This window comes from Nonomuraea sp. KM90 (genome assembly GCF_052246675.1).
In the GTDB taxonomy this organism is placed as follows: Bacteria; Actinomycetota; Actinomycetes; order Streptosporangiales; family Streptosporangiaceae; genus Nonomuraea.
The window spans coordinates 64062-86906 of the sequence record NZ_JBQQCB010000010.1 but is presented as its reverse complement, the minus strand read 5'-3'; the positions used below and the strand labels follow the sequence as shown (position 1 = coordinate 86906).

General features: G+C 69.7%; 22 protein-coding genes and 1 riboswitch. Of the genes, 10 read left to right on the top strand and 12 right to left on the bottom strand.

The genetic code is table 11. From position 1 onward, the window contains the following. Positions 1-106: 106 nt before the first annotated feature. Positions 107-1072, top strand: a complete 966-nt coding sequence (locus ACTWPW_RS14100; protein WP_375116666.1) for a L,D-transpeptidase — start codon at positions 107-109, stop codon at positions 1070-1072. An 89-nt stretch (positions 1073-1161) separates the two neighbouring features. Here the strand turns inward: ACTWPW_RS14100 and pcrA are convergent, their stop codons facing one another. Then, positions 1162-3390, bottom strand: coding sequence for a DNA helicase PcrA (gene pcrA / locus ACTWPW_RS14095; protein WP_443169019.1), 2229 nt, complete (start codon positions 3388-3390; stop codon positions 1162-1164). Between the two features lie 124 nt (positions 3391-3514). On the opposite strand from pcrA, the gene ACTWPW_RS14090 reads away from it, so the two are divergent. After that, the gene (locus ACTWPW_RS14090; protein ID WP_375116667.1) at positions 3515-4234 is read left to right on the top strand and encodes a PIG-L deacetylase family protein; all 720 of its coding nucleotides are present in this window, start codon (positions 3515-3517) and stop codon (positions 4232-4234) included. An 85-nt stretch (positions 4235-4319) separates the two neighbouring features. Here ACTWPW_RS14090 and ACTWPW_RS14085 read toward each other — a convergent pair whose 3' ends face one another. From ACTWPW_RS14085 to ACTWPW_RS14060, 6 genes are all read right to left on the bottom strand, one after another. Continuing rightward, a complete protein-coding gene (locus ACTWPW_RS14085) occupies positions 4320-4748 on the bottom strand; it encodes a PIN domain-containing protein (protein WP_364112751.1) in 429 nt (142 codons plus the stop codon). After that, positions 4730-4954, bottom strand: a complete 225-nt coding sequence (locus ACTWPW_RS14080) for a type II toxin-antitoxin system VapB family antitoxin (RefSeq protein ID WP_375116668.1) — start codon at positions 4952-4954, stop codon at positions 4730-4732. Before ACTWPW_RS14080 ends, ACTWPW_RS14085 begins: the two co-directional genes overlap by 19 nt. A 556-nt stretch (positions 4955-5510) precedes the next feature. Further along, positions 5511-6284: a lysostaphin resistance A-like protein gene (locus ACTWPW_RS14075; RefSeq protein ID WP_443168973.1), complete on the bottom strand. Its 774-nt coding sequence runs from the start codon at positions 6282-6284 to the stop codon at positions 5511-5513. Positions 6285-6807: 523 nt separating this feature from the next. Continuing rightward, complete coding sequence (locus ACTWPW_RS14070; RefSeq protein ID WP_375116670.1) at positions 6808-7065, bottom strand: WhiB family transcriptional regulator; 258 nt, start codon at positions 7063-7065, stop codon at positions 6808-6810. Between the two features lie 97 nt (positions 7066-7162). Continuing rightward, on the bottom strand, positions 7163-7864 hold the full coding sequence (locus tag ACTWPW_RS14065; RefSeq protein WP_443168972.1) for a neutral zinc metallopeptidase: 702 nt from the start codon (positions 7862-7864) through the stop codon (positions 7163-7165). Between the two features lie 6 nt (positions 7865-7870). Next, entirely contained in the window at positions 7871-9334 is a 1464-nt protein-coding gene (locus tag ACTWPW_RS14060) for a glutamate--cysteine ligase (protein WP_443168971.1), read from the bottom strand. 152 nt (positions 9335-9486) lie between these two features. On the opposite strand from ACTWPW_RS14060, the gene galE reads away from it, so the two are divergent. Then, positions 9487-10464: a UDP-glucose 4-epimerase GalE gene (gene galE, locus ACTWPW_RS14055; RefSeq protein WP_375116673.1), complete on the top strand. Its 978-nt coding sequence runs from the start codon at positions 9487-9489 to the stop codon at positions 10462-10464. Between the two features lie 188 nt (positions 10465-10652). Here the strand turns inward: galE and ACTWPW_RS14050 are convergent, their stop codons facing one another. From ACTWPW_RS14050 to ACTWPW_RS14040, 3 genes are all read right to left on the bottom strand, one after another. Continuing rightward, on the bottom strand, positions 10653-11432 hold the full coding sequence (locus tag ACTWPW_RS14050) for a hypothetical protein (RefSeq protein ID WP_443168970.1): 780 nt from the start codon (positions 11430-11432) through the stop codon (positions 10653-10655). 67 nt (positions 11433-11499) lie between these two features. After that, the gene (locus tag ACTWPW_RS14045) at positions 11500-12357 is read right to left on the bottom strand and encodes a hypothetical protein (RefSeq protein WP_375116675.1); all 858 of its coding nucleotides are present in this window, start codon (positions 12355-12357) and stop codon (positions 11500-11502) included. A 79-nt stretch (positions 12358-12436) separates the two neighbouring features. Then, the gene (locus ACTWPW_RS14040; protein WP_375116676.1) at positions 12437-13243 is read right to left on the bottom strand and encodes a hypothetical protein; all 807 of its coding nucleotides are present in this window, start codon (positions 13241-13243) and stop codon (positions 12437-12439) included. 350 nt (positions 13244-13593) lie between these two features. Here ACTWPW_RS14040 and sucC point away from each other — a divergent pair, with 350 nt between their 5' ends. From sucC to ACTWPW_RS14025, 3 genes are all read left to right on the top strand, one after another. Beyond that, positions 13594-14775 (top strand): ADP-forming succinate--CoA ligase subunit beta, encoded by a 1182-nt coding sequence (gene sucC / locus ACTWPW_RS14035; RefSeq protein WP_364112731.1) that lies wholly within the window; start codon positions 13594-13596, stop codon positions 14773-14775. Positions 14776-14778: 3 nt separating this feature from the next. After that, positions 14779-15654 (top strand): succinate--CoA ligase subunit alpha, encoded by an 876-nt coding sequence (gene sucD, locus ACTWPW_RS14030; protein ID WP_364112729.1) that lies wholly within the window; start codon positions 14779-14781, stop codon positions 15652-15654. 345 nt (positions 15655-15999) lie between these two features. Further along, positions 16000-17634 (top strand): cell division protein PerM, encoded by a 1635-nt coding sequence (locus tag ACTWPW_RS14025; protein ID WP_375116677.1) that lies wholly within the window; start codon positions 16000-16002, stop codon positions 17632-17634. Between the two features lie 19 nt (positions 17635-17653). Here ACTWPW_RS14025 and ACTWPW_RS14020 read toward each other — a convergent pair whose 3' ends face one another. Next, on the bottom strand, positions 17654-18073 hold the full coding sequence (locus tag ACTWPW_RS14020; protein ID WP_443168969.1) for a hypothetical protein: 420 nt from the start codon (positions 18071-18073) through the stop codon (positions 17654-17656). A gap of 75 nt (positions 18074-18148) precedes the next feature. Here ACTWPW_RS14020 and purN point away from each other — a divergent pair, with 75 nt between their 5' ends. The 3 genes from purN (at position 18149) to ACTWPW_RS14005 (ending at position 20623) form a co-directional block, all read left to right on the top strand. Next, positions 18149-18778, top strand: a complete 630-nt coding sequence (purN, locus tag ACTWPW_RS14015; RefSeq protein WP_375116679.1) for a phosphoribosylglycinamide formyltransferase — start codon at positions 18149-18151, stop codon at positions 18776-18778. Next, the gene (gene purH / locus ACTWPW_RS14010) at positions 18775-20322 is read left to right on the top strand and encodes a bifunctional phosphoribosylaminoimidazolecarboxamide formyltransferase/IMP cyclohydrolase (protein WP_443168968.1); all 1548 of its coding nucleotides are present in this window, start codon (positions 18775-18777) and stop codon (positions 20320-20322) included. Before purN ends, purH begins: the two co-directional genes overlap by 4 nt. Positions 20323-20443: 121 nt before the next feature. Further along, entirely contained in the window at positions 20444-20623 is a 180-nt protein-coding gene (locus ACTWPW_RS14005; protein ID WP_364112719.1) for a hypothetical protein, read from the top strand. Here the strand turns inward: ACTWPW_RS14005 and ACTWPW_RS14000 are convergent. Beyond that, on the bottom strand, positions 20620-21348 hold the full coding sequence (locus tag ACTWPW_RS14000; protein ID WP_443168967.1) for a TetR/AcrR family transcriptional regulator: 729 nt from the start codon (positions 21346-21348) through the stop codon (positions 20620-20622). The two genes, ACTWPW_RS14005 and ACTWPW_RS14000, sit on opposite strands and share 4 nt — an antisense overlap. A 31-nt stretch (positions 21349-21379) precedes the next feature. On the opposite strand from ACTWPW_RS14000, the gene ACTWPW_RS13995 reads away from it, so the two are divergent. Further along, positions 21380-22561 (top strand): FAD-dependent oxidoreductase, encoded by a 1182-nt coding sequence (locus ACTWPW_RS13995; RefSeq protein ID WP_443168966.1) that lies wholly within the window; start codon positions 21380-21382, stop codon positions 22559-22561. A gap of 167 nt (positions 22562-22728) precedes the next feature. Further along, positions 22729-22814: riboswitch (ZMP/ZTP riboswitch) on the top strand. Positions 22815-22845 lie beyond the last annotated feature (31 nt).

Genomic DNA, 22845 nt, shown 5'->3' with positions numbered 1-22845 from the left:
GAATTTGGACCGTTACAAGATAGTTATGGGCATTTTGCCCACGAATCATCGGCCCCAATAGTCACACAAGGAGGTAGTCGAAGCACTAAGTCCAGGAGTAACCCCTTTGAAGCGCGTCACCCGGATGCTTCCGGCACTGGTCGCACTGCTCGCCGCAACGGCCTGCGCGGCGGAGAGCGTACCCGTCCCGCGAGCTCAGGCCGCCCCCGCGACCAGCCAGGCCGCCGCACCTCTTGCCGCCGCCGTCGCCGCCCCGGCGAAGAAGGTCAAGCTCGGCATCGCCGACATCACCCCCATGGGGGAGAAGACCGAGAAGGTGGGCGTCGGGTTCCCGATCATCGTCACGTTCGACCGTGACGTCAAAGACAAGGCCGCCGTCGAGGCGCTGCTGGAGGTCGAGCCGGAGGAGCCGGTCGAGGGCGCTTGGCGCTGGGTGTCGAAGCGCAAGGTCATCTACCGGACGAAGACGTACTGGAAGCCGTACCAGAAGGTGCTCTTCACCGCGCGGCTGTCCGAGCTGCCCGGGAACACGGCCGCCAAGAACGTCTCCCGCAGGTTCGCCGTCGGCGCGAAGCACATCTCCGTGGTCGACACGCGCAAGCACACGATGAAGGTCTACCGCAACGGCAAGCTGGCCAAGAAGATCCCGATCAGCGCCGGCAAGGGCGGGCTGATCAGGAACGGCGTGGACGTCTACCTCACCACCAGCGGCACCCACCTCACCATGGGCAAGAAGGCCGTCGAGACCATGACCTCCTCCTGGATGGGCGTGACGGATCCGAAGGACCCGCGCTACTACAAGGAGGAGATCCCGTGGGCGGTGCGCATCTCCGACAGCGGTGAGTACGTCCACCAGAGCGCCGGCTACTACCAGTATCTCGGCCGCTCCAACCAGAGCCACGGCTGCGTCCGCGCCACCCCCGCCGGGGCCAAGTGGTTCTACACGATCGCCCAGCGCGGTGACGTCGTGAAGATCACCGGCACCAAGCGCAAGCTCCAGTGGAACAACGGCTGGAGCTACTGGCAGCTCAACTGGACCCAGTGGCAGAAGGGCAGCGCCCTGAAGAGCTGACCCTCCAGGAACGGCGGCCTGAGGCGCCGACCGTTCCGGAACCGGGGCCGCTCACCTGAGGAGGGGGAGCGGCCCCCTTTCTTTTCCGCTCAGAGCTTCTCCAGCGGCGCGTACGCCAGCAGCAGAGTCTTCTCCCCGCCGCTCCCGAAGTCGATCTTGACCTTGGTCTTCTCCGCCACCCCGTCCACGGACACCACCGTGCCCAGGCCGAACGCGTCGTGCGTGACCCGGTCGCCGGGCGTCAGGGAGGGCACCTTGCGCCCGCCCGCGCTCTTCGCCACCGGCGCCTGCCGCGCGGCCGGCTCGCGGCGCGTGGCCGCGCTCCAGGCGGACTTCTCCGGATCGGTGCGCCAGTCGATGAGCTGCCCCGGCACCTCGTTGACGAACCGCGAGGCGGGATTGAACGACGGCGCTCCCCACGAGCTGCGGACGGCCGCCCGGGTGAGGTAGAGGCGCTGCTGCGCCCTGGTGATGCCGACGTAGGCCAGCCGCCGCTCCTCCTCCAGCTCCTTGGGCTCGCCCAGGGACCGGATGTGCGGGAACACGCCGTCCTCCATGGCCGTCAGGAACACGACCGGGAACTCCAGGCCCTTGGCGGTGTGCAGGGTCATCAGCGTGACGACTCCCTGCCCGCCCTCGGCGTCGGGGATCTGGTCGGCGTCGGCCACCAGCGACACCTGCTCCAGGAACTCCACCAGCGTCCCCTCCGGGTTGGCCTCCTCGAACTCGGAGGCGACGGAGACGAGCTCGTTGAGGTTTTCCAGGCGCGACTCGTCCTGCGGGTCCTCCGAGGCCTCCAGTTCGGCGCGGTAGCCGGTGGCCACGAGGATCTCCTCGGCCAGCGTGGACGGCGGCACGCCCTCGGCCTTGGCGATCAGCTCGTCGATCATGGCGACGAACTCGCGGACCGCGTTGAGCGAGCGGGTGGCCATGCCGTACGCCTCGTCGGCCCGCCGCAGCGCGTCCCAGAACGTGATGCCCTCGCGCGACGACAGCGCCTCGATCATCGCCTCGGCCCGGTCGCCGATGCCGCGCTTGGGCACGTTGAGAATGCGCCGCATGGACACCACGTCGGCCGGGTTGGCCAGCACCCGCAGGTAGGCCAGCAGGTCCTTGACCTCCTTGCGCTCGTAGAAGCGCACGCCCCCGACCACCTTGTAGGGCAGGCCGGTGCGGATGAAGATCTCCTCGAACACGCGGGAGGCCGCGTTGGTCCGGTAGAAGACCGCGACGTCGCTCGGCTTGACGTCCTCCTCGTCGCTGAGCCGGTCGACCTCCTGGGCCACGAACATGGCCTCGTCGTGCTCGTTGTCGGCCACGTAGCCCACGATCAGGGGCCCGTCGCCCTGGTCGGACCAGAGGTTCTTCGGCTTGCGCGACTCGTTGCGCGCGATCACGGCGTTGGCGGCGGCCAGGATGTTCTGGGTGGAGCGGTAGTTCTGCTCCAGGAGGATCGTGCGGGCGTCCGGGTAGTCGCGCTCGAACTCCAGGATGTTGCGGATCGTCGCGCCCCGGAAGGCGTAGATGGACTGGTCGGCGTCGCCCACCACGCACAACTCGGACATGTCGGCGCCCGAGCGCACCAGCTCGCCGTCGTTCGTCCGCAGCTCGGGATGCCCGACGAGCTCCCTGATCAGGATGTATTGGGCGTGGTTGGTGTCCTGGTATTCGTCCACCAGCACGTGCCTGAACCGCATCCGGTAGTGCTCCGCCACGTCCGGGAAGAGCTGGAACAACGTCACCGTGTTCATGATGATGTCGTCGAAGTCCATCGCGCCGGCCTCGGTCAGCTTGAGCTGGTAGGCCTTGTATGCCTGCGCGAGCGTCTTCTCCAGGTGCGAGCCCGCCCGGTCGATCGCCGTCTCGTAGTCGATCAGCTCGTTCTTGAAGTTGCTGACCTGCGCCGAGAACGAACGCGGCGGGTAGCGCTTCGGGTCGAGCTCCATCTCCCGGCAGACCATCGCCATGAGCCGCTGCGAGTCGGCCTGGTCGTAGATCGAGAAGCTCGACGGGAACCCCAGCCGCTTGGCCTCGCGCCGCAGGATGCGCATGCAGGCGCTGTGGAACGTCATCACCCACATCGCCTTGGAACGCGGCCCGACCAGCTTGTCGATGCGCTCCTTCATCTCCTTGGCGGCCTTGTTGGTGAAGGTGATCGCCAGGATCTCGCCCGGATGCACCTCGCGCTCGGCCAGCAGATAGGCGATGCGGTGCGTGAGCACCCGCGTCTTCCCGGAACCCGCCCCCGCCACGATGAGCAGCGGACTGCCATGATGGATCACGGCCTCCCGCTGCTGCGGGTTGAGGCCATCGAGCAAAGGGTGGTCAACAGAGACTTGGGTCGGCACCCACCTAGGTTAAGACGCTCCACCGACAAACGGTGCCCGGAATGCCTTTGAGGGGGTTCCGGTTGTCGTTCACGAAGGTCTTGAAAGGGGAGTCATGCTGCCGGAGAACGAGATCAATCGCGTACTCGTCGTGACCGCCCACCCGGACGACGCCGACTTCGGCTCGGCGGGCAGCGTGGCGCTGTTCGTGGATCGGGGCGTGGAGGTCACCTACCTGCTCGTCACGGACGGCGACGCGGGTGGCAACGAGCGTGAGCTGGACAACTCCGGCATGGCGGAGCTGCGCAGGTCCGAGCAGCTGGCGGCCGCCAAGGCGGTCGGCGTGACCGACGTACGCTTCCTCGGCCATCCCGACGGTCAGGTGGTGCCCTCGCTGGAGCTCCGGCGGGCCATCACCAGGGTGATCCGCCAGGTCCGGCCCGACCTGCTCATCACCCACCACCCCGACCGCAACTACCAGTTCATCGCCCCCAGCCATCCTGACCACCGCGCCGTGGGCGGGGCGGCCCTGGACGCGGTCTATCCGGACGCGCGCAATCCGTACGCGTTCCCGGAGCTGATCGAGGAAGAGGGGCTGGAGGCGTGGACCGTACGTGAGGTGTGGCTGAACGGCGGCTCCACCCCCAACCACTGGGTGGACATCACCGAGGCCATGGACCGCAAGCTCGCGGCCTTGCAGTCGCATGTGAGCCAGGTTTCACACGTGGAAGGCTTCACCGACTTCGTCCGGAGCCGCTTCGCCGCCTGGGCGGAGCAGGCCGGGTTCGGCGAGGACCACTACGCGGAGGGCTTCCAGGTGGTCTCCACCGCCTGAACCGGCTTTCAGGGGCGGCATGGCTTTTTGAGGGGACCGCGCCGGCTCCGGGGGATTGAGCCGGCTTGAGGAGACCGCGCCGGCTTCAAGGGACCGAGCCGGGCGGCACCACCCAGAGCGAGGGCTGGCCCGTCACCTCCGAGATGATGTCGAAGGCGTGCCCGTAGTGCAGGATCGTCGCCCCGTGCACCTCGGCACAGGCGGCGATCAGCAGCTCGTTCGGCCCGATGCCCCGGTGCTGCGAGATCTCGACGAGCTGCCGCTGCACGGCCATGGCCCGCGCCTGCACCTCCTGGTCCACCGGGAGCAGGATGCACTGGCGCTGGGCGTGCAGGATGCGCTGGTAGTGGGCGTGGTCCCGGGCGCTGTAGAGCACCTCGAGATCGATGACGCTGCAGGTCGCCACGGCCCGTGCCGCGTAGAGCGGCTGGAGGGCCTTGGCGATCACGTCGCTGCCGCGGATGCGGGCCAGGGCGCTCTTGTCGAGGAGATACATCAGTCCTGTCGTCGCCACGCATGCTTCGTGATCTCCGGATCCAGCAGGTCCGGGCTCCCCTCCGTGCGCCAGAACTCGAACGCCCTGATCGCACCCGCCCTTTCCGCGTCCCGGTCGACGACCGCTCGCAGCGCGGCGTGGACCGTTTCTCTCATGGTCGGCGTACCAAGCGTCTGCTGGGCCGCTTCCAGGAGCTCCTTGTCGATGTCGATTACCGTACGCATGCAACACCACCTCCGTACCTCCGGCGTTCATGAGTTTGTCGTGATCTCGGCTACGCGCACGCCTCTCAAGACGGCCGCCTTGGGACCGCCTTGAGGTGGAGTGCCTCGGAGACGTTAAAGCCTGGACAAGCCCTGGCCACAGGGCGGTTCGGCGGGCGGGGGAGAAAACACTGCCGGGAGGTGAAAACCTTCATCCTGCGCGAGTCGATGATCCACCCGTGACGGCCGGCCAACTCACGTTCCGTAACCACAATCCCTAGCAGCCCGGGGCGTACCACCCATCTCGGACACGCCCCATCCCACCGCCGCCGATCACCCCACCGGCGTCGATCACCCCACTCCCAGCACCCACCCTCTGGGCCACCACCGGCCGGGCGCTTCCGGCCATCCCGGAGGGATCAACCACCGGTCATGGGGAAGTGGGCCCGCCCGGAGCACCGCCGGGACACCCGGCACGTCGACGGGACTACGCGGGACCATCGACGGGACTACCCGGCACGTCGACGGGACAGCCCAGCACCGGTTGACGGGACTACCCAGCACCGGTCGACGGAACTTACCCAGCACCGCCGCCGACAGGATTACCCGCACCGGGGACGCCAGGTTCCCTCGTACCGGAGACGGCAGGTTCCCTCGTACCGGGGACGGGCTTCAGCTTGGCGGCGATGCGGGCGAAGAGGTAGCCGAGTGAGTTGGTGGACAAATGGAGCATGGCCGGGGTCAGAAGGCCGCGGTGGCGGCGCAACTCGCAGAACAGCACCCCGGCCGCCGCCGTGGACACCACGCTGCCCGCAACCACCCGCGCCGTGTCCAGGCGGGCAGGAGACTCCCCCGCCGTCAGCGCGCCGAGGGCGGGGTTGGCGCGGGCCATGTCGATGGCCGGCAGGATGTGCCACAGCCCGAACAGGGCGGAGGAGATCGCCGTGGCGGCGACCGTACCGCGACGTTGGCGCACCATGGCGTACAGGGCGCCCCGGAAACCCATCTCCTCCAGCAGGACCGTGCCGAGGGGCACCTGGAGAAGGGCCTCCTCCACGACGCGGGCACGCGAGAGCGACAGGGCACGCTCGTCGAGAAAGAGCGGCCGGGTGCGGGGCGAGGCGATGCCGACCGTGTAGACGGTGGCGACCGCAGCCGCTAAGGCACCCCCCGCCACGGCGCCGCGCCGCCCGTGCTCGAACCCGAGCTCCTGCCAAGACAGCCCGGACCTACGAGCCATCGCGACCAGCGCGGCCGTCGCGACCGTGGACGTAAGGGGTCCCAGGCGGGGGGCGATCTTGTTGTTGAGGATGTTGGCGGCGGCGAGGACGGCAATCGAGCGGAGCAGCACCCTTGCAGGCTACGTCCACCCCACCCACCTGCGCCCACCCAGCTCCTTGCGTCGGCCCCCCGACCCACGCCCCTGCGCCTCGCACCCGAGCCCACCACCGACCTGCGCTCGCCCCGCTCTCGCGCCCCGCCGACCCGCGCCCTCTGCGCCCTCGCACCCGTGTCCACCCACCCACCCACGCCGGCTTCGCTCTCGCGTCGGCTCCGCTCTCGCGCTCGCACCGTTCCGGCCGCCCTCCGGCGCCGGCCAACCCGCAGCCCTGGCCTCGCCCCCTTCGGTCCTGGCTGACTTCCAGCTCAAACCCGCCTCCAGCTCAGGCGGGCCTGCAGTTCCGACGGGCCTCCAGTTCCAAGGGGCCTTCGGCTCCGACCGGCTCCAGCCCAGGTCGGCCTCCAGCTCTGACCGGCCTCCAGCCCCGAGGGGCGTTCGGCTCCGACCGGCCTCCGGCTCAGGCTGACGTCCGGGGCGCGGTTCTTCGGCTTCGGCCGTGCCTCGGCTCCCAGTCTGCCGGCGGAAGTGGTGGTCAGGAGGCGGCTGGGCGGCGCCAGCCTGTTGGGAAGCGGGCGCGGCGGCGCTCCTCCGGGGTGAGGCCGCCCCAGATCCCCTCCGACTCGCCGGCGCGTAAGGCGTACGCACGGCACTCCTGCATGACCTGGCAGCTCGCGCAGACCGCCTTGGCGCGGGCCTCCTGCAAGGGGGTGGGGGCCAGGGGGAAGAAGAGGTCTGGGTCGCTGGATCTGCACGCCCCCCTGCGCAGCCAGCTGATCTCCTCCAATGGCATGGGTCAACGGTAGAGCGTGGGGATGATCGGTCACATCATCCTGTGGGTTGACACGTCGATACATCCCCAGGTCCGATCGGGTCCCGCGCGTACGCCCTCAGCAGGCCCCCACCCCACCCTGGTACCCGGTCACGTACGAGCTCTGCCGCTGCTCCGCCGTTCCGTGGGCGGCCGGGTTGAGCCAGTCGTCCGTCGGGTCTCCGGCCGCGGCCAGGCTCAGGAACAGCTCGTTCTCGTCCCCTTCATCCGCCGTCAGCACGCCCGAGCCGACCAGGGCGGACAGGGTGGCGCCCGCGTAGCAGTCAGCCTGGAGCTCCATCTGGACGTTCAGTTCGAAGTCGGTACGGAGCTGCGCCTGGACGGCGTGGCCGAACTCATGCGGAATGATGACATAGACCGAACCGTCCCCCATGTCGTTCCACAGCGCCTCCATCCAGTCCTGGTCGAAGGCGATGAAGTGGCCGATCGGGCAGTAGAAGGCGTTGTTCGGTACGGAAGGCTGGCCGCCGCAGCTCGGGCCGGAGTTGCCCGAGTAGGGGATGAAGTCGGCGATAGGCCGATAAGTCTCCCCCGACTGCTGGAACTGCCGCCTCCAGAACTCCTCCGTCAGCGTGCGCGCCGCCCGCACGTCGCCCTCGAACGTGTCGGTGCCCGCCCTGTCCATGGACGACGGCCTGACGATGTCACCACATGCGGTGACGAGCAGGACAAAGAGTAGGACGAAGAGCAGGACGGAATGGCGGGTGGAGGGGCGGGCGGAGGCAAGGGCGGGGACGGTGCGGGGTGGGACGCGGAGCACGGGCCTTCACACATCCCAGGTGTGTACGGGTTCGTTGGTGTGCATGCGCTCGATGTACTCCAGGGTCATGGCCCGCAGGGCCTCGTGCCGGTCGCCGCCCTGCGCGCGTACCCGGTCCACCTGCCACGTCGCACCCGTACGCCCGGACAGGCAGCGCCCCTCGATGACGGACAGCAGCCGATCCGCGACGGGTCCGTGCACCCCCCACTTGACCAGCCCGTCGTGGGCCATGGGCAGCAGCCGCCGCAGGATCAGCTCGGCCGCGGGCACCTCGCCCATCCCCGGCCAGTAGAGCCGCGCGTCCAGCCCGTGCCGGGCCGCGGCGCCGAGATTGTCCTCCGCCGCCCGGAATGACATCTGGCTCCAGATCGGCCGCTCGTCGTACGGCATGACACGCATCAACCCGTAGTAGAACGCGGCATTTGCCGCGATGTCGACCACGGAAGGCCCGGCCGGCAGCACACGGTTCTCCACGCGGAGGTGTGGTACCCCGTTCACCACGGCGTACACCGGCCGGTTCCACCGGTAGATCGTGCCGTTGTGCAGGGTCAGCTCGTGAAGGTGGGGGATATGGCCCCGTTCGAGCTCGGTGCGCGGGTCCTCGTCCTCGCAGAGGGGGAGCAGGGCCGGGTAGTAGCTGACGTTCTCCTCGAACAGGTCGAACACGCTGGTGATCCACCGTTCCCCGAACCACACCCGCGGCCGTACGCCCTGTGCCTTCAGCTCCGCCGGCCGCGTGTCCGTGGCCTGCTCGAACAGCGCGATCCTGGTCTCCCGGTGCAGTTCCCGGCCGAACAGGTACGGCGAATTGGCCGCCACCGCGACCTGGGGCCCGGCGATGACCTGGGCCGCGTTCCAGTTCGCGGCGAACGTCTCGGGGCTGACCTGGAGATGGAGTTGCACGCTGGTGCACGCGGCCTCGGGGGCGACGCTGTCGGCATGCGTGTCAAGGCGTTCGACGCCCTCGATGGCCAGGTGCAGGTCCTCGCCGCGGGCCGCGAAGATCTGCTCGTTGAGCAGGCGGTAGCGCGGGTTCGCGGAGAGCGTGCCCTCGCCGATGTCCTGCTCGCGAAGCGTGGGCAGGATGCCGATCAGGACCAGGTGACCGCCCTCGGAGCGGGCGCGTTCCTCGGCGTGGTTGAGCCGGGCCCGGACGTCGTCCTCCAGGCGGCGGGCCCCGTCGCCGGCCAGCTCCTGGGGCTCGATGTTGATCTCGACGTTGAACTGGCCCAGCTCCGTCGCCCAGTCCGGCTGCGCGATGGCGTCGAGCACCTGGGCGTTGCGCATGGCCGCCTCGCCGCGCGCGTCGACGATGTTGAGCTCGATCTCCAGACCGGCCAGCGGCCGGTCGAACTCGAACCGCGATTCACGCAGCATCTGGGCGAAGACGTCGAGACATCGACGCACCTTTTCCCGATATTTCCGGCGATCGTCCCTGCTGAACACGACGACTGGCACGTCCCTGCCCATATCAGGAAATGTCGCACGCCAAAGCCGACTGCACCAGAGCACGGACGCAACGGAAGTCGGGAGTGGCGTCCGGTACGCGCCGCCGTACCGCTCGACGGAAGTTGTCCACAGGCCCGCTCACGCATGGAGCCGCGCATGGTTAGGGTTCAGGGATGCGCGTTTTGATTACCGGCGGGGCCGGATATATCGGGAGCACCATCGCATCGGCGTGCCTGGACGCCGGGATCGCCCCCGTGATTCTGGACAGCCTCGTGACCGGGCGACGGGAGTTCGCCGAGGGACGGGTGTTCTATGAGGGTGATATCAGCGACGGCCCGCTGATTGACAAGATATTCGCCGAAAATCCGGATATCGAGGCCGTCATCCACTGCGCGGCACTCATCGTGGTCCCCGACTCGGTGGCCGACCCCATCGGCTACTACCGCGCGAACGTCGCCAAGAGCCTGGAGTTCGTCGACCACCTGGTCCGCAACGGCTGCACGCGGATGATCTTCAGCTCCTCGGCCTCGATCTACCGTACGGGCGACGACCACACGGTCACCGAGGAGTCCCCGCTCGACCCCCAGAGCCCTTACGCGCGCACCAAGGCCGTCTGCGAGGGCATGTTCGCCGACATCGCCGCAGGTCGGCCCATCAGGATCCTCTCCCTGCGCTACTTCAACCCGATCGGCGCCGACCCCCGGATGCGCACGGGCCTGCAACTTCGCCGCCCCAGCCACGCCCTGGGCAAGATGATCGAGGCGTACGAAGAGGGGGTCCCGTTCCAGATCACCGGCACCGACTACCCGACCGGCGACGGCACGGGCATCCGCGACTACGTGCACGTCTGGGACCTGGCCACCGCCCACGTCGCCGCCCTGGAACGGTTCGACGCGCTGGAGGCCGACGTGATCAACCTGGGCACCGGCGCGGGCACCACCGTCCGCGAGCTGGTCGACGCGTTCAACCGCGTCGTCGACCGCCCGATCGAGGTCGTCGAGGCCCCCGCCCGCCCCGGTGACGTGGCCGGCGCCTACACCCGCAGCGACCGCGCCCACCGCCTGCTGGGCTGGCGGGCCCGCTACTCGGTCGAGGAGGGGATCAGGCACTCGCTGGAATGGGCGAGCCTGCGCGACTCCCGCCTGAGCTGAGCGACCCGCTGAGTCCCGGCCGCGACTCAGCGGCCCACGAGCCCGCCCGGCTCGACCGGGCCCCGCGATCTGCGATCCAGCCGGGCCCCGCGATCCAGCCGGGCCCCGCGATCTAGCCGGGCCCCCGCGATCCGGCCGGGTCTCACCGGCGAGGCCTGTGAGTCCCGGCCGGGCGAGGCCGGGCGGACCTATCGGCCGGCGGAGCCGAGTGCCTCGATGGGGATCTCCTTGATCTCCTCGAGCATCTGGTCGTACACGGTGTCCATGAGGGCTGCCTCCGTGATCACCTCGTGGTCGGGCGGGTCCACGATGCTGACCTCGTGGCCCCAGGCGGAGTACCTGGTGTCGGTGTGGTTCCGGCCACCCCCGAACAGCGAGCCCTGCCCGGTGTGGAAGCGGGTGGGCAGACCGGTCGAGTCGGTGCTCAGCCGGTAGTCGAACGCGCCGCCGCCGTCGATCTTCTTCGCCTGCTTGTAGGAGAGCTCACCACGGTAGACGCCGTTCCGCACGGACGAGGCATGCGAGAGCAGGCCCTTGAGGTAGGGGGGCCGGAAGATGTCGACGGGCTGCAAGGACGGGGCCCTGCCGGTGTCGGGGACGTCCATGCGCACCCACGTCTTCCCTTCGGGCAGGCGGTCCTCGATCGCGTCACTGCTCATGTAGACCCGCGTTCCCACCGCGAGGAAGCGGATGGAGACCTTCTCGTCGAGCGCGGACCGCAAGGTCAGGTCGGCGGCGACGACGCCCGACCTGCCGAACCCGTAGGTGCCCGTGACCTCCATGAACACCGACTTCTTGCCCTTGGGCTTCGTCATCGTGACCTCGGAGATCTTCACCCCGTGCCCAGGGGCGAACTTGCTCTTCACGGCCTTCACCGGGTCGGGCGCGGCCGCCTGCGCCGGTGCGGCGCCGAGCAGGACAGCGCCCGTCACGACGGCGGCCACCGCCGCCGCCAGAACTCGCTTCATGTGCATCCTCAGGAAGAGAGAAGCCCTCTCCCGCCAGGACCGGCGGGAGAGGGCTCGGATGACCGGATCAGCCGGCCAGGCTGCCCAGCGGGATGTTCAGGTTGGAGAGGTCGTCCTCACCGTTCTCGAACTTGTCGGCGACCTCGTCCTTGGGCGCCTTGATCGACACGGAGCCACCCCAGCCGGTGTACCTCGTGTCCACGCTCACGGTGCCCTCGCCCCCGATGACGGAGCCGGGGAACGTGGTCACCAGCCGGGTCGGCACGCCCGCCGAGTTCACCGTGATCCGCCAGGAGATCGAGCTCTTCTTCGCCTTGGCGGACGGCGCGGACAGCCAGGTGGCCCGCAGCCAGGCGGAGGCGTTCCACAGGTCGCCCACCTTGGTCTTGCCCGCGAAGCCGCCGCCGGCCGGCTTGGCGCCCTTCATCAGGGTCTTGATCGTGGCGGGCTCGGCCAGGTTCAGGGGCTGGCCGAACATGCCGGTGACGCCACCGGTCGGGCCCTTGGCCGCCTTGAACCAGGTCTCGCCCTCGGGCAGCATGCTCGACCAGATGCCACCGGACAGGTACGACGTGGTGCCGATCCGGATCGTGCGCTCCTTGGCGGCCATCGCCTTGAGCAGCTCCCCGGTCTCGCCCTCGGGCAGCTCGCCCAGGTCGCTCAGGGAGATGTTGAACTTGCCGGTGATGTCCGAGGCCGCGATGCCCGACTTGCTGAACTGCAGGGTGCCGGAGCGCCGGACGAACACCTCCCGCGCGCCACCGTCGATGATGGTGGTGCGCTCGGTGAACTTCACGCCCTTGCCGGGCCGGAGCTGCTTCTTGACGGCGACCACCGGGTCCTTGGGCGCGGCGGCCAGTGCCGGCGTGGCGGTCACCAGTGCTGCGGTCGTGGCTAACGCCACGCCTGTCAGGATTCGCTTCATGCGGGATTCCTTGGGTGTTGAGGGGGGATGTTGCTCGAGGCCGGAGCCGGCCTCGTGGAGCGGCTCGGAGACAGGACGACTACTGGATCCTGCCGAGCGAGTTCAGCGAGCCGTTCGGGATCGTCTGCGGCACCTGGGTGTCGGATCCGAGCTCGCTGATGTCGATCACCTCGTCGGCGGGCGGGGCCTTGATCGAGATCTTGGCGCCCCAGCCCGTGAAACGGGTGCTGACGGTGGTGGTGGTCTTCCCGAGGATGCCGAAGTCCAGCGTGAATTCGCTGCGGATCCCCGTGACCAGGCCCTTGGAGTTCAGGTCGAGCGCGTAATCGACCTTGACCTTCTTCAGGGTGTCCGGGACCGGTTCGCCGTAGATCTTGCTGAGGTCGCCATAGGTGACCGAGCCCCGGTACGTCGCATTTTTGACGCTCTTCGCCCGTGAGACGAGCGCCTTCAGCACCTTGGGTTCGAAGATGTCGAGCAGCTGGCTACCGGTCCTCGGGCTCGCCTGATTCGCATAGCGAACCCACTTCTTGCCTTCGGGCAATTCCTCGCTGAACAATCCACCCTGGGCATATGTGTGCTTGCCCACGGTGACCACTCGCGGCGGAAACAGCCCGGTCGCCGCTCCACCCTTTACCCGGGTACGCAGGTCCGCCGCGACCACGCCCGACTTGCCGAACCCGAAAGTGCCGTTCGTCGTCATGACAGAGGTGTTCTTGCCGTCCGCCGACGTACGGGCCGTCTCCGACACGCGCACTCCGTGACCGGCCACGTACTGCTTCTTGAGCGCTTTCACCGGGTCGGCGGGCGCTGCCGCGTGCGCGGGCGCGGTGGTCATGAGCGCGGCCGACGAGGCCAGCGCGAGACCCGCGAGAATTCGCTTCATTCGGTTTCCTTCGGCATTACGGGGAGAGCGGGTGGCAAGCCTGCCATTTGAAGATCACGACCATATATCGAGTGACAGGGCATACGACGTCTAATCCGTGCAATTTTCGTGCAGAGGTCGTCCTGGAGAAGTGAGATCAGCGTCACATAGCGGGAGAACGGCGACCCGATGACCTGGTCAGGTCAAGCTTCGGGCTAGGCTTCACTGGCGGAAACGCCCGGCACGCACCCCTGAGCGTAGGAGCTCGCCGTGAGAGAGCGAGGCACGACCACGAGCGGCGAGCGGACGCGACGGCCAGCACAGCTGCCCGGGCCGTCGAACATCAGTCGGATAAGCAAGGACGGACCCTCGTGGACCTGTTCGAACATCAGGCGAAGGAGCTCTTCGCTGACTACGGCATCCCGGTGCCACGCGGCATCGTCGCCCACACCGTGGAGGAGGTGCGGTCGGCCGCGACGGAGCTGACCGGCCGAGTTGTCGTCAAGGCCCAGGTCAAGACCGGTGGCCGGGGCAAGGCCGGTGGCGTGAAGGTGGCCGACGACGCCGCCGACGCCGTCGCCAAGGCCGAGGCCATCCTCGGCATGGACATCAAGGGCCACACGGTCCACAAGGTGCTGGTGGAGGAGGCCAGCGCGATCGCGGAGGAATACTACTTCTCCTTCCTGCTCGACCGCGCGAACCGTACCTTCCTCGCCATCTGCTCCGCCGCGGGCGGCATGGACATCGAAGAGGTCGCCCACACCTCGCCGGAGAAGGTCGCCAAGGTGCCCGTCTCGGCGCTGAACGGCATCGACCGCGCCACGGCTCGCGAGATCGCGGTGGCCGGCGGCCTGCCGGAGAAGGCGCTCGACGGCGCCGCCGAGCTCATCGAGAAGCTCTGGTGCTGCTTCGTCGACGAGGACGCCACGCTCGTCGAGGTCAACCCGATGATCCTGTCGGCCGACGGCCAGGTGAAGGCCCTCGACGGCAAGGTCACGCTCGACGACAACGCCGGGTTCCGCCAGGCCGACCACGAGGCGCTGGCCGACAAGGCGGCCGAGGACCCGCTCGAGGCCAAGGCCAAGGAGAAGGACCTCAACTACGTCAAGCTCGACGGCAACGTCGGCATCATCGGCAACGGCGCGGGCCTGGTCATGTCCACCCTCGACGTGGTCGCCTACGCCGGTGAGGCGTTCCCCGGCAAGCCGTCCCCCGCCAACTTCCTCGACATCGGCGGCGGCGCCTCGGCCGAGGTCATGGCCGCGGGCCTGGAGATCATCCTCTCCGACCCGAGCGTCAAGTCGATCTTCGTGAACGTCTTCGGCGGCATCACCGCCTGCGACGCCGTCGCCAACGGCATCGTCTCGGCGTTCAAGCTGCTGGAGAGCCGCGGCGAGGCCGTGACCCACCCGCTGGTGGTCCGCCTCGACGGCAACAACGCCCTGCTCGGGCGGCAGATCCTGGCCGACGCCGCGCTCCCGCGGGTCGAGCTGGTAGACACGATGGACGACGCGGCCAAGCGGGCCGCCGAGCTCGCTGCGGTAGGTGCGTGACCCATGGCCATCTGGTTGACTGAGAACAGCAAGATCATCGTTCAGGGCATGACCGGCGGTGAGGGCACCAAGCACACCCGCCGCATGCTCGCCTCCGGCGCCCGGGTCGTCGGCGGCGTGAACGCCCGCAAGGCCGGCACCACGCACGAGGGCCTGCCCGTGTTCGGGACGGTCAAGGAGGCGATGGAGCAGACCGGCGCCGACGTGTCGGTCGTGTTCGTGCCCCCGGCGTTCACCAAGGACGCGGTCAAGGAGGCCATCGACGCCGAGATGCCGCTGTGCGTGGTGATCACCGAGGGCGTGCCGGTGCACGACTCCACGGAGTTCTGGGCGTACGCGGTGGCCAAGGGCGGCAAGACCCGCATCATCGGCCCCAACTGCCCCGGCATCGCCTCGCCCGGCGCCTCCAACGCCGGCATCATCCCCGCCGACATCACCACCGCCGGTCGCATCGGCCTGGTCTCGAAGTCGGGCACGCTGACCTACCAGCTGATGTACGAGCTGCGCGACTTCGGCTTCTCGACCGCCGTGGGCATCGGCGGCGACCCCGTCATCGGCACCACGCACATCGACGCGCTGCAGGCGTTCCAGGAGGACCCGGGCACCGACGCGATCGTGATGATCGGTGAGATCGGCGGCGACGCCGAGGAGCGGGCGGCCGCCTACATCGAGCAGCACGTCACCAAGCCGGTCGTGGCCTACGTGGCGGGCTTCACCGCCCCCGAGGGCAAGACGATGGGCCACGCCGGCGCCATCGTGTCCGGCTCGGCCGGCACCGCCCAGGCCAAGAAGGAGGCCCTGGAGAAGGTCGGCGTCCGCGTCGGCAAGACCCCCTCCGAGACCGCCCGCCTCATGCGCGAGATCATGCAGGCCCGCTAGTCGCCGGTCGCGTGAGCCCCGTGCGGCGGCGCCCGCGCGGGGCTTTCGCATGCCCGGACGTGGTGGCCCACAGGTCACCACGGAACCCGGCCCACAGCGCGTCGTAGCGGCGGCGCGCCACTGACCGGGTCAGAAAGCGTCTCCCTGGACAGGCGCCGGCCCGCGACGGCGGGTGGGGCAAGCCCGCGCAGCCGTAAAGAACGGGATGGGAAAGGGGCGCGCGGCGGGAACGGGGGCAGGATCGAGGAGTTCGGACACGTCCGGGGATGGATCGGAGCACAAAGTGGATACCGGGCGGCGCGTCAACCAAGCTTCGGTCGGGAAACCTTGAGAAAATCGCCTACTGTGACGGCGATTCTCGACCAGTTGCGCACTGCCCCCCGGTCGGTGCTCGGCAAGCTCCCCGGGGTCTCGAGCGATGACGACGAGAACCGGCGGCCACTGCCGGTGTCGGGAATGCTGGCCGCCGCCGCCACGCTCGGCGTCGGACTGGCCGCCCTCACCACGCTCACCCTGGTCGGCTGGATCGCCGCGCCGCGCGGCACGCTGGGCGCGGGGCTCCCGGGAGTGTTCCGTACGGCGGCGCAGCTCTGGCTGGCCGCCCACCACGCCGGTTTCGCCATCCCCGGCGGGCGCGTCGGGCTGCTGCCGCTCGGGCTGACGATCCTGCCGGCCGTGCTGCTCTACCGCGCGGGCCGGTGGATGGCCCGCGACGCCGACCTGCGGCTGCGCCTGCCCGCCCGGCTGCCGAAGAACAGCCCCAAGGAGCAGGCCGGGGCCCGCCGCCGCGCCCAGCTCGTCCTGGTGGCGCAGGCGGGCGTCTCGCTGGCGGCCCCGTACGCGCTGCTCGCCGGCCTGATCGCGCTCGTGGCGAGCAACGAGATCACGCAGCCGTTCATCGGCGAGGCGCTGCTCAGCCACTTCGTGCTGGCCTTCCTGGCGGGCGCGCTGGCCACGGCGCGCATGATCGGGCCGTGGCGGGTGATGCTGCGGCTGCTGCCCGAGCGCGTGCGCGCCCTGACGGTCGGCACCGCGGTCGCCACGGCGGTGCTGCTCGTGGCCGGGTGCGCGCTGGTGCTGGTCGCCGTCGTGCTGAACTTCGGGCAGGTCAGGGAGCTGTCGGAGGTGCTGTCGCCCGGGTTCGTGGGCGGGGTGCTGCTGATCCTGATGCAGCTGCTCTACCTGCTGAACGCCGTCATCTGGGCCTTCTCCTACATCGCCGGCCCCGGGTTCGCCATCGGCGCCGACACCCTGGTCGCGCCCACCGGCGTGCAACTCGGCACGGTGCCCAGCCTGCCGCTGCTGGGGGCGCTGCCGGAGAGCGGGCCGGTGCCGGCGTGGATGATGGCGGTGATCGCGCTGCCGTTCGCGGCCGGGGCCGTGGCGGGCGTGATGGTGGCCAGGATCTCGCCGTCGCCGTCCTACGAGGCCGCGCCGCTGTGGGGGTTTCTCAGCGGGGTCTCCACCGGGGTCGTGGCCGGGCTGCTGGCGGCGCTGTCCGGCGGGCCCATCGGCGGCGGGCGGCTGGCCACGGTCGGCCCCTCGCCCTGGGAGGTGGCGCTGTCGGTGGCGATCGAGGTCGGGGTGGCCGCCGGCATCTCGGCGGGCGTGACCAACCTGCTGCTGCTCAACAAGCGCGCCCGGGCGCCGCTCGACAAGGCGGCGGCCCCCGTGCGCAAGGCCGGCGCCGCGATCGCCAAGGCGGCGAGCAAGGTGGGCCTGGCCGAGTCGGACCCGCGCCCGCTGCCCGGTCACTGGATGGACGCCACGGAGGCCGACACCCAGGAGATCCCGGTCATCAGGGACGACTGGCAGGACGAGCACGCCTCGGCGGAGGCGGAGACGCTGGCCCAGGCCCGACCGCGCGCGCCGGAGCCGGAGGCCGAAGCCCGGCCGCCGCGCAAGGACATCGTGGACGAGTCGGACGACCGCGGCGGTCACGTCATCTACGTCGACCCGTACGCCTGGGACCGCGACTAGCGTCTCGTGGCCTCGTCCGTCAGGGCTGCATGGCGCCGAGCATCTCCAGCACGTCGGCCGGGAGCTTGCGCTGCGCCGCGTCCCTGAACTGCGTGAAGCACTCGCCCTGCGCCGAGACCGTGCCGGCGCCCTTCATGCACTCCTGGTAGGCGGAGTATTCGTCCATGAGGTAGAGCTGCATCCCCGTGGCCAGGGCCGACAGGATCAGCGCTATCGAGGAGACCGTGATGCCGCCCACCGCGACGCCGGTGGGCCTGCCCTCGCCTTTCAGCAGTGGCAGCGCCCGCACCCCGGCCATCAGCGCGAACAACGCCATGACCAGGCCGGCGAGCGGCAACATGAACGTCATGGCCAGCGCTGCGATGGACAACCAGATCGCTCGGCGGCCCGCTGACTCCGCGGGCTGCTGGCCTGCCGGTGCCTTCACCGGTGTCGACACCTGACCTCCTCTGCGTCGCCGGGCGATGAACAGATACCCTGTGACCCCCACCCTGTTTCCTCTTTTGGAGTGCGCGTGTCTAAGGCTGGGCGGCTCGTCGTCCTCGTCTCCGGCTCTGGAACCAACCTACAGGCCCTGCTGGACGCTTCCGCCGATCCGTCGTACGGCGCTCGCGTGGTAGCCGTCGGTGCCGACAGGGAGGGGATCGAAGGGCTGGCCAGGGCCTCGAAGGCTAACGTTCCGACTTTTGTTGAAAAATTGGGCGATTATGCGACGCGAGGTGAATGGGACGCCGCCATCGCCGCCAAGATCGCAGCGTACGAACCCGACCTGGTCGTGTCCGCCGGCTTCATGAAAATTTTGGGTACGCCGACACTCGACGCCTTCCCGGTGCTGAACACCCATCCGGCCCTGCTTCCGTCGTTCCCCGGCGCCCACGGCGTGCGTGACGCGCTGGCCCATGGGGTCAAGGTGACCGGCTGCACGGTGATGCTGGCCGACGAGGGTGTCGACACGGGGCCGATCGTGGCCCAGGAGGCGGTGCCCGTGCTTCCGGGCGACGACGAGGCGGTCCTGCACGAGCGCATCAAGACGGTCGAGCGCCGCCTGCTCGTCGAGACCGTCGGCCGGATGGCCCGCGAGGGCTGGACGGTCAGCGGACGCAACGTCCGCATCGGCAACCACACAGGAGGGGAAACCACGTGACTCGCATCGCCATCCGGCGCGCGTTGATCGCTGTATATGACAAGTCCGGGCTCGAGGAGCTGGCCAGAGCCCTCGACGGCGCCGGAGTGGAGATCGTCTCGACCGGCGGCACGGCCGCCGCGATCTCGTCCTACGGGATCCCGGTGACGAAGGTGGAGCAGCTCACCGGGTTCCCCGAGTGCCTGGACGGGCGGGTCAAGACGCTGCACCCGCGCGTGCACGCCGGGCTGCTGGCCGACGTCACCAAGCCCCACCATGTGGCGCAGCTGGAGGAGCTGGAGATCGATCCGTTCCAGCTCGTGGTGGTGAACCTCTATCCGTTCCAGGAGACGGTGGCCTCCGGGGCGTCCGACGAGGAGTGCGTCGAGCAGATCGACATCGGCGGGCCGGCCATGATCCGGGGCGCCGCGAAGAACCACAACACCTGCGCGGTCGTGGTGAACCCCGGCGCCTACGGAGACGTGGTCGACGCGCTGGCCGAGGGCGGCTTCACGCTGACCGAGCGCAGGAAGCTGGCGGGCATCGCGTACGCGCACACGGCCTCGTACGACGTGGCCGTGGCCAACTGGTTCGCCGGCACGTCCGAGGAGGGTGAGTTCCCCGAGTTCGCGGGCGCGGCGTACCAGCGCAAGGCCACCCTGCGCTACGGCGAGAACCCGCACCAGCGCGCCGCCCTCTACACCGGCGGCACGGCGGGCAGCGGCGGGCTGGCCAACGCCGAGCAGTTGCACGGCAAGGAGATGTCGTACAACAACTACCTCGACGCCGACGCCGCCTGGCGGGCCGCCTGGGACTTCGCCGAGCCCTGCGTGGCCATCATCAAGCACCAGAACCCGTGCGGCATCGCCGTCGGCACCGACGTGGCCGACGCGCACCGCAAGGCGCACGCGTGCGACCCGGTGTCGGCGTACGGCGGCGTGATCGCCGTCAACCGGCCGGTCACGGCGGAGCTGGCCAGGCAGATCTTCGACGTGTTCACCGAGGTCGTCGTCGCTCCGGCGTACGACGACGAGGCGCTGGAGGTGCTGCGCGGCAAGAAGAGCCTGCGCCTGCTGCGCTGCCCGGAGGGCCCGGCGGAGCCGACCGAGTTCCGCAAGATCAACGGTGGCCTGCTCGTGCAGACCGTGGACCGCGTGGACGCCTCCGGCGACTCGGCGGCGCAGTGGGAGCTCAAGACCGGCGAGCCCGCCTCGCCGGAGGTGCTGGCCGACCTGGAGTTCGCCTGGCGGGCCGCCCGCTCGGTGAAGTCCAACGCCATCCTGCTGGCCAGCGGCGGGGCGACCGTGGGCGTGGGCATGGGCCAGGTGAACCGGGTCGATTCGTGCCGCCTCGCGGTCACCAGGGCCGGGGAGCGGGTGGCCGGTTCGGTGGCGGCCTCCGACGCGTTCTTCCCGTTCCCCGACGGGCTGGAGGTGCTGACCGAGGCGGGCGTACGCGCCATCGTCGAGCCGGGCGGTTCCGTCCGCGACGAGCTGGTCATCGAGGCGGCCAAGAAGGCCGGCATCACCCTCTACTTCACCGGCACCCGCCACTTCTTCCACTGATCATCACCTAAAGGGCGGCATGGTAGATCATGTCGCCCTTCATCCCATTTTGCGGCGAGCACTGGCCGGGTGCGGCTACCCTGAACTCCTCCCCGCATCCCCGTCCCCCGGGAGTACCCCTATGGCGCTCGACGCGATCCTGCAGGCATTCGTCACCATGAACGGCCTGGCCACCAGCCCCTTCGTGCTCCTGGTGCTCGCCTTCATCGGCGCCTACCTCGGCAGCCGCGTCGTAGAGGTCATCCCCTTCACCCGCCGCATCATCGAGCGCCGCGAGGCCCAGGCGGCTGAGCGCGACTAGGCCGTGTCTCCGGGGCGGCCGGTCTCGATCATGACCTCCACCCCGTCCAGGATCCGGTCCAGGCCGAACTCGTAGTCGAGGCGCCGCTCCTCCTCGGGCATGTCCTGCGGGTAGTCGAAGGCTCCCGCCTCGACCGCCGCGCGCAGCGCGGGCAGGCGCCGCGCGTCCACCAGCGAGCCGAGCAGCGCGCTGTGGCCGGCGATCGCGGCGCCCGACGCGGCGCTGCCGAGGTCCGCGCTCAGCCGCGCGGTGGCGTGCATGTACGTGGCGATCAGCAGCACGACGCCCGCCTTGGCGCGCTCGTCGAGCCCGGTGCCCGCCAGCGCCGCCAGGGCGCGGTCGGTCCACGCGAGCTGATTGGGCGTGACGGGCGGCCCGGTGATGGGCAGCTGCACGATCCAGGAATGGGTCCGCAACATCTCCCACTGCGCGCCGCACCAGCGCCGCAGGCCCGGCCGCCAGCCTGCGCAGGGCTCGCCGAGCGCGGCGGGGACGGCCGCGACCGAGTCCAGCATCAGGAGCAGCAGCTCGTTCTTGTTCTTGACGTGCCGGTAGAGCGACATCGTGGTGAAGCCCAGCCGCTCGGCGACCCGGGCCATCGAGACCGCGTCGAGGCCGCCCGCGTCGGCCAGCTCCACCGCCGCCCGCGCGATGCGGCCGAGGCTCAGCCCTGTCTTGGGCTCCGGCGCGGGCTTCGCGAGCCGTTCCCAGAGATTGTCTTCCATCAACCACGAGTGTATGTCATACACTCGGTGTATGACATACACAGCTCTGGTCGTGGGTGGCGGGATCGCGGGCACGGCGAGCGCCGTCGCCCTGCGCAAGGCGGGGATCGACGCGGTGGTGTACGAGGCCTACGACCGTACGGCCGACAAGGCGGGCGCCTTCCTCACGCTGGCGCCCAACGCGCTCGACGCCTTACGCGCTCTCGACCTGGACGTCGGCGGCCTCGGCTTCGACACCCCGGGCATCACGATCACCAGCGGCTCCGGCCGGCGGCTCGGCGAGCTGGCCTACCGCCTGGGCGACGTGGTGAGCAGGACGGTCAAGCGCGCCGACCTCTACCGGTACCTCCGCGATCAGGACCTCCACCTGGAGTACGGCAAGCGCCTCACCGGTGCCGTGGCGACCGGCGACGGGGTGCGGGCGACGTTCTCCGACGGCAGCACCGCCGAGGGCGACCTGCTGATCGGCGCCGACGGCCTGCGCTCGGCCACCCGGCGCGTCATCGACCCGGCGGCGCCCGGCACCCGCTACACCGGCCTGCTCAACACCGGTGGCTACGCGCGCGGCGTCGCGACCGGCTCCGAACCGGGCATGATGCAGGCCGTCTTCGGCAAGCGCTGCTTCTTCGTCTACACGGCGCACCCGGACGGCGAGGTGTGGTGGGCCGCGAACCCCGCCCAGGCCACCGAGCTCACACCGGCCGAGATGGCGGCGATCTCCCAGCAGGAGTGGCGGACCCGGCTGAGCGACCTGTTCCGGCACGACCACGGCCCCGCGCTCGACATCATCGCCGCGACCGGGGAGATCTTCGCCGGCTGGAGCTCCTACGACGTGCCCCGCGTCCCGGTCTGGCACCGCGACCGGATGATCGTCATCGGCGACGCCGCCCACGCCACCGCGCCGTCGATCGGGCAGGGCGCCGCCATGGCCATCGAGGACGCCGTCGTCCTGGCCAAGTGCCTGCGCGACAGCCCGGGCATCGAGGCCGCGTTCAGGGCGTACGAGGTGCTGCGGCGGGGGCGGGTCGAGCGGGTCGTGGCGCAGGGCAACCGTACGGGCGGCTGGAAGGCGCTCAGTCCGCTGGCGCGTGTGCCGCGCGACCTGATCATGAGCCTGGCCATGAAGCACGCCGCCAGGACCGGTACGGACCCGAGCCGCTGGATCTACGAGCACCGCATCGACTGGGACCGGCCCATCGCCCTCCCCGCCTGACCACCAGGGGGCGCGCCGACCCCCGCGCGCCCGGCCGGCCGCCACCCAGCCATCACCGTCCCCTGATCCCCGCGAAGCGGCGACGGGCGGCCGGCTCAGCGGTCTGACATCCCTCCCGCCGGACCCTCGAAAGGCGTTGCACGCGATCCTGCGTCGCCGTAACGTCGCTCTCGGGTCGTTACTGGCGTGACCTGAAGGTGGATGACCACCGGGGAGCGGCTCCGCAGTCCTGCCGCGCGCCTGGGCATCTCAACGCGACGAACAGGAGATGCCGTGCACCAGCC